At 64.5% G+C, this 9,183-nt stretch carries 9 protein-coding genes; 6 read left to right on the forward strand and 3 right to left on the reverse strand.

Annotation, left to right across the window (positions count from 1 at the left end; translation table 11 throughout):
• Positions 1 to 178: 178 nt before the first annotated feature.
• Positions 179 to 1,498, forward strand: coding sequence for a PQQ-like beta-propeller repeat protein (locus Pla108_RS16465; RefSeq protein ID WP_146446069.1), 1,320 nt, complete (start codon positions 179 to 181; stop codon positions 1,496 to 1,498).
• Positions 1,499 to 1,646: 148 nt separating this feature from the next.
• Here Pla108_RS16465 and Pla108_RS16470 read toward each other — a convergent pair whose 3' ends face one another.
• Positions 1,647 to 2,714, reverse strand: a complete 1,068-nt coding sequence (locus Pla108_RS16470; RefSeq protein WP_146446070.1) for a potassium channel family protein — start codon at positions 2,712 to 2,714, stop codon at positions 1,647 to 1,649.
• A gap of 463 nt (positions 2,715 to 3,177) precedes the next feature.
• On the opposite strand from Pla108_RS16470, the gene Pla108_RS16475 reads away from it, so the two are divergent.
• Positions 3,178 to 3,606, forward strand: a complete 429-nt coding sequence (locus Pla108_RS16475; protein WP_146446071.1) for a TIGR03067 domain-containing protein — start codon at positions 3,178 to 3,180, stop codon at positions 3,604 to 3,606.
• A gap of 406 nt (positions 3,607 to 4,012) precedes the next feature.
• On the opposite strand, the gene Pla108_RS16480 is transcribed toward Pla108_RS16475, so the two are convergent.
• Positions 4,013 to 4,708 carry a PEP-CTERM sorting domain-containing protein gene (locus Pla108_RS16480; protein ID WP_197526635.1) on the reverse strand — a complete coding sequence of 232 codons (696 nt, stop codon included), beginning with the start codon at positions 4,706 to 4,708 and terminating at the stop codon, positions 4,013 to 4,015.
• 572 nt (positions 4,709 to 5,280) lie between these two features.
• On the opposite strand from Pla108_RS16480, the gene Pla108_RS16485 reads away from it, so the two are divergent.
• From Pla108_RS16485 to Pla108_RS16500, 4 genes are all read left to right on the forward strand, one after another.
• Positions 5,281 to 5,973, forward strand: coding sequence for a DUF421 domain-containing protein (locus tag Pla108_RS16485; RefSeq protein ID WP_146446073.1), 693 nt, complete (start codon positions 5,281 to 5,283; stop codon positions 5,971 to 5,973).
• 160 nt (positions 5,974 to 6,133) lie between these two features.
• Positions 6,134 to 6,775 (forward strand): choice-of-anchor R domain-containing protein, encoded by a 642-nt coding sequence (locus Pla108_RS16490; protein WP_146446074.1) that lies wholly within the window; start codon positions 6,134 to 6,136, stop codon positions 6,773 to 6,775.
• Between the two features lie 149 nt (positions 6,776 to 6,924).
• The gene (locus tag Pla108_RS16495) at positions 6,925 to 7,626 is read left to right on the forward strand and encodes an LssY C-terminal domain-containing protein (RefSeq protein WP_146446075.1); all 702 of its coding nucleotides are present in this window, start codon (positions 6,925 to 6,927) and stop codon (positions 7,624 to 7,626) included.
• A gap of 114 nt (positions 7,627 to 7,740) precedes the next feature.
• The gene (locus Pla108_RS16500; protein WP_146446076.1) at positions 7,741 to 8,301 is read left to right on the forward strand and encodes a hypothetical protein; all 561 of its coding nucleotides are present in this window, start codon (positions 7,741 to 7,743) and stop codon (positions 8,299 to 8,301) included.
• A gap of 223 nt (positions 8,302 to 8,524) precedes the next feature.
• Here the strand turns inward: Pla108_RS16500 and Pla108_RS16505 are convergent, their stop codons facing one another.
• Positions 8,525 to 9,031 (reverse strand): hypothetical protein, encoded by a 507-nt coding sequence (locus Pla108_RS16505; protein ID WP_146446077.1) that lies wholly within the window; start codon positions 9,029 to 9,031, stop codon positions 8,525 to 8,527.
• Positions 9,032 to 9,183: the final 152 nt, after the last annotated feature.

The following is a 9,183-nucleotide window of genomic DNA, read 5'->3' on the forward strand; positions in this document are numbered from 1 at the left end:
TCGGCAAGGCGCCGGGGTTGGGTAGGTAACGCTTACATCGACGTTACCCATTTCCCCGCTGTCGCGCGGAGACGATGCGTCGGCCAGTGCTGAGATGCACTCTTAGCCATGGCCAGCTCGTCGAGCGTCAGCGTCGGCCTCCCCACTCTCTATTTCCTGCGTCAGGGACTCAACCGACATGCATCGCTTCGCTCCGCTGCTGCTAACGATCAGCGTTGGATGCACCCGTTCGGTTGCGGTGGAAGATATCCAGGTCAGTGACATGGTCGCTCCCTCGACCACGGCTTACGAGCCGGGGCTGGACGACTGGCCCGGTTGGCGCGGACCGTTGCGGAACGGTCTGACCACTTCGTCCCCGCCGCCGCTGAACTGGTCGCCGACCGAAAACGTTGTTTGGAAAGCATCCGTGCCGGGACGCGGCCATGCATCACCGGTGGTAGTGAAGGACCGTGTATTGTTGAGTTCAGCTGAGGAAAGTGAAGAACGACAGCTGCTCGTGGCGTTCGACCGGGAGACGGGCGCCGAGGCCTGGCGGGTCACGCTGCACGAGGGGGGGTTTCCCTCCGCCGGCGAGGTCCACCAAAAGGGGACCGACGCCAACGGAACCGTCGCCAGTGACGGTGAGCGTATTTATGTCGCTCACCTCAACTCCGATTCGATCGTCGCCTCGGCGGTCGATTGGGACGGCAAAATCATCTGGCAGACAACTCTTGGGCCTTTCCGTTCGAAGTTCGGCTACGCCCCCTCTCCGACCCTGTACGGGTCCTACGTCATTTTTGCGGCCGACAACTGGGGCGGCGGCTACCTGGCGGCCGTCAATCGCGAAACCGGCGAGATCGCTTGGCGCAAGCAGCGGTCATCGACCAGCACATACTCTTCGCCGACAGTCGCACGGGTTGCGGGCCGCGACCAGCTACTGATTAGTGGCGACAACCAGGTCGCCAGCTATGACCCCGCGACGGGCGAATCGCTCTGGTCCTGCCGCGGCGCGTCCGAGGCGACCTGTGGCACGCTCGTCTGGGACGAGGACTTGGTCTTCGCCAGCGGTGGCTTCCCAGGTCAGCAGACACTGGCGGTCCGCGCCGATGGCACGTCGGAGATCCTCTGGAGCAACCAGGTCAAGATTTACGAGCCGTCGCTTCTCGTTGTCGGCCAAGAGCTCTACGGTACCAGCGATCAAGGGATCGTCTACTGTTGGGACAGCCGCACCGGTGAGGAGCGGTGGCGTAAGCGGGTCGGCGGATCGTTCAGCGCGTCACCGATCGTCTGTGAAGGGCTCATCTACGCGCAGAAGGCGTCGGGAGAGCTGATCGTCTTTCGCGCCTCACCCGAGGGTTACGAAGAGGTCGCCAGCAATCGGCTTGGAGACGAGACGCTCGCGTCCCCGGCGTTGTGCGGTGGTCGGCTCTACTTGCGGGTCGTTTCGTGGGACGGCGATGATCGCCACGAGCATCTCTACTGCATCGCCGACACCGAGGGCGGCGCCATACCGCGATGACCACCAACTGAGAAGGTCATTCGGCGACGATTGAGCGTGCCGAGAGCCCGGTCTCACCTCGTAAACGTTCAAACCGAGACGCAGACAATAGACGCGTTCTAGTCGGCTACGAATTGCTCACCATGGCAAGGAATCCTCGCCGCTGGCGTCACTCACTCACGCGCATCTTCGCCCCGCGGTAGAGGATCTCCTTCGCCGCCGCGTAACGCTTCTCGAGCATCGGCAACTCGCCCGCGTGTCCCAACACGATCACCGCGTCACCCCCGGCGAGCGGGCAGTCGCCCGGCGGGTCGAGCACCACCTCGCCACTGGCGCGGCGGACCGCCAGGATCAGGAAGCTGCGGTTTCCTTTCAGCACGATGTCCTCGACCTTGTGGCCGTCGAGCGGCGAACCGTTGGTGACGCGTAGCTCGTCGAGCTTCAGGCCGATCGTATCGAGCTCGTGCTGCAGCTCGCCCTTGCCGGCCACGTCGGCCAGCATCTGCTCGGCGCCGGGGCGCGTGATGAGCTGCGCCATCCGCTGCCCGCCGATCACCGCCGGCAGCACCACCCGGTTGGCGCCGCTCCGCAGCAGCTTCTTCTCGGTCGAGGGGTGCTCGGCACGGGCGATGATTTCGACATTGGGGTTCAGCTCGCGCGCGGTGAGCGTGATGAAGACGTTGGCGGCATCCTCTGGAAGCACCGTCGCGAGGACGCGGGCGCGTTCGATACCGGCCCGGGTGAGGACGTCTTCTTCGATAGCGTTCCCCTCGACGATCAGCATACCGGCGGCCTCGGCGTCGTTGAGTTTCTCCTCGTCTTGATCGACGACGACGAACGCGGCGCCGGCCGTCTTCAGTTCACCCGCCAGAATCCGCCCGGCGCGGCCGTAGCCGCAGAGGATCGTGTGGCCCGTCAGCTCGTCGATGCCGCGGGTCATGCGGCGGCGGCTCAGGGCGCGGTTGATCTCGCCTTCCATCACCATCTGAATGAACCCTCCCGCGATGTAGATGACGCAGCCGTAAGAAACGACGATGAGCATCATCGTCACGGTGCGGAGCGTAAGCGTGTCGATCGGCCGGACCTCGCCGTAGCCGACGCCGAAGATCGTGATGACGACCATGTAGAGGGCGTCCGCCGGGTCCCACCCGTGGGACACATAGACGCCGGCGACGAGCACGCACGTCGTCACAAAGAAGACGAGCGTCGTCAGTAGGCGTTGGATCGGCAGATGCACGGGCGGACCGGGGGCGCCTTGGTGAGCGGGTCCGCCTGGACGGCGTTAGTGTAACTCGGAGGCAGCCGGCACGGGGATAGTGGCCAGCGGCGAAATGACCAAGCGAACTCGTTTTTTTCTTTCGCCCAGCCCCCCGAAGTGGCGTGATCGATTGGTCCCCTGACCGCGGGGCGCCGGCCTGACCAAAAGGAGTGCGATAAAACGCCTGCAGCCGTGACGGTTGTGGTGAACCGCGGGATGTTCGAGGTTGGTCAGGTCGGATGACCGCCCCCATCGCATGACGGAAAGGCGTTTCTCTCCCTCGCGGGCCCCTCGGGGAACCTCGGTGAGAGCTAGGGTTGCTGCGAGGGAGCTGACTTGGCGTTAAGCCGTCCGCTGCCGTTTGCTCCCTCATCGGGCGACTGTTTCCACGGAGTCTTTTCCTTCGTGGACCTTCGCTGTCTCTTCACCAAAAAAGCTTGCTATGAAAATCAGTGTCGCGCTCGGGTTGGGGATGTGTCTGTTCTTTGGAGCGAACCCCGCGGTTGGGGACGAAAGCCTGCAAGGGACTTGGACGCTCGTCCAAGGTGAGGTCAACGGCGAGCCGCTCACGGAGACCCAACTCCAAGAGGGGAAGCTCGTCATCGACGGAGATCACTACGAAGTCTCTCTCCCCGATCAAGAACTCATGACGGGTGTCCAGGTGCTCGACGAAGCGTCGGGCGTTAAGACAATCGACATTACAGGCGACAACGGCGCCGGCAAGGGCCAGACCTGTCTCGGCCTCTACGAGCTCGACGGTGACGAATTCCGTGTCGCCTTTGCTCCCCCCGGCAAGGATCGACCGTCCGAAATGACGACGCCCCCCGGTAGCGGCCACTGGCTGCACGTCTGGAAGCGAGATGTCGAGTAGCTAAGCGAAGCCGTCAACGAACGATCCGCCTGGCCACGCCCCGAGCGTGGCCAGGCGTTCTTTGTTGGGAGTTCTAAGTCGGCGCCGGACGCCGGTTCGTCATGGGATTCGGCGCCGACGCCGAAGATCGAATATGACGACCATGTAGAGGGCGTCGGCTAGGTCTCAGCCGTGAGCCACGTAGACGCCGGCGACCAACACGCACGTCGTCACAAAGAAGACGAGCGTCGTCAGCAGGCGTTGGATCGGCAGATGCACGGGCGGACCGGGGGCGCCTTGGTGAGCGGGTCGCCCCTGGACGGCACGAGTGTGCCCGAGACCGGTCGCCAAAACGAGAAAGAGGGCAGCGGCCTACGCCGCTGCCCTCTTTGGTCGTTGTTCACTTTCGGCAGTCGCTTGCCGGATTTCAGCGGCGACGACGGAACGTCACGGCTGCTGCGCCGAAGGCCAGCAGGCAGAGCGTCCCGGGCTCGGGGACGGGCAAAGCCGCGAAGCGAATGTTGTCGATATGGACCGTCGCCGTCTGCACGGCCGCACCGTCGTTGTTGAGGCCGACAAAGAACGTCCGGTACGAGTCGCCCGGCGTGTACTCGGCAACCCCGTCGTTGTCGACGCCCACGCCATTGACGATCGGGAACGTCACGGTCGTGGTGGCGGAGCCCCCGGGAGCGGTCGGGAGCGCGACGCTGTTGGTCTCGGTGTGGAAGCCGCTGCCGCCGCCGTTCGAGGTGAAGACAACCTCAAACCAGCCCGGCGCCGCGCTGAAGACTTGCTCATCGGTGAAGACCGTCACGTCGAACGAGACCCCGCCGCCGTTGGCCAGGATCGCGTCGATCTCGGCCATGACCGAGGCGTCGGACGGGGTGTCGGTGGCCGAATTGTCCCAGAGGGTCCACTCGGCGACTTGGCCCGACCAGCCGCCGCCGGCGGTCAGCAGGACGCCGCCTGCCCCATCATGCGCCGCCGAGACGCCGGCGCCACCGCAGCAAGACGTGAAGGCCCCGCCCGCGGTGTCAGTGTCGAATGTGTAAGTCACTGCCGCGGCGGCCGGCGAGGCCGTCATCAGCAGAGCGGCGAGAAGACGCCAAGGTTGCAACTTCATGAGGCGCACCATCGAAATGAGAGGAGAATCCCGACCGAGATGCGTCGCACCGGCGGTCGATCACCCGATCGCCGTAGCGACTCCGGGACCTGCTCAAACTAGCTATCCTGACCGCCGCGATCAAGTATTTGCCTGACCCGCAACCGGGCACGGACGCTACCACCCGAGGGGCTTTCGGCCTCCGCCGGCCCTCTCCCCCCGCCGCCCGGGGGCGGCCTGGACCGCCAGCACCGCGGTTCAATTACCGGATTCTCCCGCTTCAAAGCCTTCCGTCTTGGTCCGCCGCAGCGGCAGCGGCCGGCCGAAGAGAGCGACCAGCACCAGCCCCGCCGTCCCGGCCACACGTTTGTCCGGCGATCATCCCCTTGACCGCCATCGACCAGGCCCCGGTGAAGCCGAGCCTGGATTTCGAATCGGAGTCACCCGTTTGGGGACCATGGAGTGGCGTCTGTCGAAGGGGCCCTTGATCTTCCGACCACCGAGCGGCATTGACCAGGGCGAGCGGCAGGGGCGGCGGCACGGTACGATTTTTTCGTTCTCCCCAACCAACTTCTCCTCTCGAAAACGCTCCCATGGCGTCCGACGACTACACGTTCGATCTCGTCCGCATCTTCTTCGGAGAGAAGCCCCCCTGGTTTCTATTCGAAGTCGCGTTTCGGACCACGGTGATCTTCGCCTATACGCTGCTCCTGCTGCGGTGGATGGGCAAGCGCGGCATGGGGAGCCTCACGCCGTTCGAGTTCGCCATCATCGTCGCCCTCGGCTCGGCGGTCGGCGACCCGATGTTCTACGACGACGTCCCGCTGGTCCACACGATGCTCGTCATCGCCATCGTGGTTGGGATGCAGCGCGGGCTGTCGTGGCTCACCGAACGCAACGCGGTCGTTGAGCGCGTGGTCGAGAGCACGCCCCGACTGATGGTCTCCGCCGGCGTTCTTCACACCGGCAACCTGCACCGCGAACAGATGTCGCGCGACGAGCTCTGCGAGGTGCTACGGGCCGAGGGGGTGCGCCAGCTCGGCGAGGTCGAGGCGGCGTACCTCGAACCCTCCGGCAAGCTCAGCGTGCTGCGCTACGACCCGCCGCGTCCTGGCCTGTCGATCCTGCCGGACTACACCTCCGACGGCCATCGCGACAACGACCTGGCGGAGGGACCCCAGCCGGGCGACACGTCCTGCTGCGCCGCGTGCGGCGCCCGGCCCACTTCCGACGGCCCGTGCGTCAACTGCGGCGAGACCCGCTGGGTGACGCCCTACGAGCCGTAGGAAGGGCCTCGGCGGCTTCGGTCGAACCCGCTCCTTTGGTCGTCGGAGAAAGAAACTAAAAAAAGCGTGTCGGGCTCGCCGTCGATTTGAGGATTCCCAGGCAGAGGCGGTCGCGGACCGCCCGGTCACGAGAACCTCTCCGAAGTTAAAAGGCGCCCCGATGCGTATCCAACGAACCCTACTGACCCTTGGCGTCGCTCTGGCGGCGGGCGCCGCTTGCGGCCGTAGCGACGCGGCGGTGATTTTCAACAATCTCGGGCCGGGCGACTCGTTCTCGGCGAGCGGCCGCATCGTGCAGGGGCCGAGCGTCGGCACGATCGGCGACGTCAACCAAGGCTCGACTTTCACGGTCGGCCCGGCCGACGCCTACCTGACGAGCGTGTCGCTCGGCGTCAGCGTCAACTCTTCGCCCAGCGTAGGAACGGGACCGATCGACGTGAAGATCGCCGCCGACGCCGGCGGCTCGCCCGGCGCCATCCTGCGGACCCTCTCGACGAGTCTGGGCTCTACCGGCGATCAACTCGTCACGCTCCCCGACGATGGCTCCCTGTTGCTCTCCGCCGGCGCCACTTACTGGGTGCTGATGGACGGCGAGGGCGATTTCGACGGCAGCTGGCGCTTCAACGACACGGGCGACATCGGCGTCACCGCGGGGCAGTCCGAGCCGAACCCCTGGAACGTCCGCCCCCCGGAGGAGCGGTACGCCCTCCGCGTCGACGGCCGGGTCGCCGTCCCCGAGCCGACAGCGGTCGTGCTGGCCCTCCTCGGCGCCGTGGCGGCCGGCACGACGCGACGCCGCTGAGCCGCCGCCTCCACACAGAAAACAATCGCCGACGCGGTCCCTCCCTTGAGAGGGGCCGCGGTTTCGGCGTGCACGGGGCGTCCGGCCGGTGAATAATCGTCGCTCGCTGAAAGCCAACCGACCGACTATCGACGCTTGCAAGCCACGCGATGAAACGCCACCGGATCAAGCGGCGCCACGTTCCGACCGCCGTCGCCCTGATCGCCTTGCTCTATTTGGCCGCCGCCTACGTGATAGCGCCGCTCGCTTGGGAGCGGTACGCCGAGCGGCACCCGACGTTCGATGACAATCCCAGGATCACCAAGACCAGCGACGGCCACCCGGGCGACCCGCTGAATGTCGCGCTCGTCGGCGAAGAGGCCGCCCTCCGCGACCTGATGAAGGCGGCCGGCTGGTACCCCGCCACGGCGCTCGGGCTGCGTAGCGACTTGCGAATCGCCGACGACACGATTCTGTCGCGTCCCGACGACGAGGCCCCGGTGAGCAACCTCTACCTGTTCGGTCGCAAAGAAGACCTCGCCTTCGAGCAACCGGTCGGCGACAACCCACGCCAGCGTCACCACGTGCGATTCTGGAAGACGCCCGACGCCGACGATCGAACCCTCTGGATCGGTTCGGCCTCCTACGACGAGCGCGTCGGCCTCAGCGCCACGACGGGCCAGATCACGCACCACATCGCCGGCGACATCGACACCGAGCGCGACCACCTGTTCGCCGACCTCAAAGCGACCGGCCGCCTAGCGAAGGAGTACCCCCTCGCCGGGTTTCAAACCCAGCTTGAAGGCCGCAACGGCGGGGGCGACCGCTGGCGCACGGACGGGCAGCTCTTTGTCGGCGTGATTGAGGAATAAGAAGCAAGCCGCCGTGTGCCGTCCGCCGCCCAATCAGGGTACGATCAGGGGCTGACCAAACGACCGAGGCGGTACCGATCGCCCCACCTCTCACCACACCGGCGCCCGCGACCAATGATCCCAGTCCACGAACAGGGGGACGGTTGCGTCTTCGGGCATCGCATCAATCGGTTTATCCGCCGGTTCGACGAGATTTGCGCCGAGTTCACCGAGAAGGAACGGACCGGCGCCTTTGCCCTGTTCTTCTACGACTCTCAGAACGTCGGGTTGCGCAAGATCCTCGACGACCAAGACGTCTTCGCGCAACTCGAGCTCCTGGCCGACGCCGATCTGAGGCTCTTCTACGTCCACGCCAGCAAGCCCAAATCGATCCAACGTTTCAACAGTGATTTTCTAACGTCGCTCGGCGTCGAAGCCACGGCTCAGCTCCCCTGCGTCGTCCTCTTCCGCTGCGACGGGGAGGCGATTCACGACATCGCGATCGCCCAGCTGGACAACGCGAACGTCGTCCAAGGTTTCACGGAACTCCCGGCGGCGATCGCCGACTACAAGGCGAAGGAGCTGGACTCGTCTCCGACGCCCGCGCAGCACCTGAAGTGGATCCGGGCAACGGGCGAGTCCGATACGCTGGAAATGGTGCGTGGCGGGCTGCGCCGGACGCTGGACCAACTGTGAGCGAACGCGACGGAGGGCGAAGGTACGCCTAAGAGAAAGTGCGGCTAAATTGGGTGCCACTGGCTACGCGATTTCGCCCCTCCGGGGCTTTTCGATCGGCGGGGCCTGAAGTCGATGCCGGGTACCCGCTCCACACTACTGGACGAGCCAGCAGTGGCGCCCGGCGCGACCCCGGCCACTTAACCTCATGACGTCACGCACCAGCTGCGACAATCTGATAGTGCTATGCCGAGGGCGACTCTTCCACCCAAATTGCAGACCATTGATCTTGGGCAACCTTGAGATATGGAGCAAACACCTTATCTGCCTGACGCCGCAGGTCATCCCACGAATCTCCAGATGCTAAACGTTCTTCTAGTCGGTTGAGTATTTCGTAAACTAGTTCGCACTCAAGATCGCTCGTTCCTCCATCTGCCTCATCTCCTGCTCTCGTCAACAACTCGGTAAATGACATTCTACCGAATAAATAACTCCAATAAATATAACCTAATTTGGCGTCGCCTATGTAGATTGGAAAGCCATAGTCGGTTTCTTCGCAGCTCATTTGCTCGCGCAACGGCCCAAGCAGCTCATCCTTCGACGCCGCAAGCGAGAGAGAGATTAACCAGCATTCAGGAACGTCGCACTTGCCGATCTGCAAATCGGCCCAACTCCGCCAATCTGACGGCACTGCAAATCCCGAAAAAATTGCTGCGGACCAAAAATGTCCGATTGCCGGTTTTTCAATCATTGTTCCTGAGGTGCCTGCGGGTGAAGCCGGGTGAACCTATGAGAGGAGGCCGCGCCGAGTAGGCGGTTCTTCGGATTGGTGGTAAACGAGGGTTGTCACCCTCCCCGTTTTACCCCTGCAGGAGACCGTCATGGATTACGTCGGCGTGGACC

It is taken from the genome of Botrimarina colliarenosi, from assembly GCF_007859955.1.
Classification (GTDB): Bacteria; Planctomycetota; Planctomycetia; order Pirellulales; family Lacipirellulaceae; genus Botrimarina; species Botrimarina colliarenosi.